1 protein-coding gene is annotated in these 548 nt (G+C 54.9%); it reads left to right on the forward strand.

All coding sequences use genetic code 11. The features are described 5' to 3' along the window. A partial coding sequence (locus GVL52_RS28410) for an integrase core domain-containing protein (RefSeq protein ID WP_160009360.1) occupies positions 1-166 on the forward strand: 166 nt, incomplete at its 5' end. Positions 167-548 lie beyond the last annotated feature (382 nt).

The following is a 548-nucleotide window of genomic DNA, read 5'->3' on the forward strand; positions in this document are numbered from 1 at the left end:
CGAGGAAGTCTACCTCCATGCCTACAGGACGGTGTCCGAGGCTCGCGCTGGCATCGGCCGCTATCTGGCCTTTTACAATAGCCGACGCCCACATTCATCCCTTGACCGGAAGACGCCGGATCAGGCCTACTTCAACGCGCTGGCACCAATGATGGTGGCGGCATAATCGAGGCGGAAATCCACTTAGCCAAACGCCCAAAACTGTTCAGACAAACCGAGCCATCTCTAGGACCAAGAACATATTGATGCATTGACGCCGATAGATTTTTCACATTTGGGGAACCGAAATATGCTGAGACCAAGCGTGCTCCTTTCACTTTGCCTATGTCTGTATGCTGTAGTGTATGTGATCGCCGTGTGGTGACTCGCAAAAGCTGCACTGCCGTCCCGCCAACTCGCCGCGCGCGGTTACCACATCAATGTGAGCGTCCGGCGAACGCATTTTTGGCGGGTCGATCTGCCAAAGCTATGGGTCGCGCTTCACCTCATCGACCATGACACGGTCGATCATCTCAGGATCGCATTGTTCATCGACGAGGAACTGGCGG

It is taken from the genome of Rhizobium sp. 18055 (assembly GCF_902706285.1).
Classification (GTDB): Bacteria; Pseudomonadota; Alphaproteobacteria; order Rhizobiales; family Rhizobiaceae; genus Rhizobium.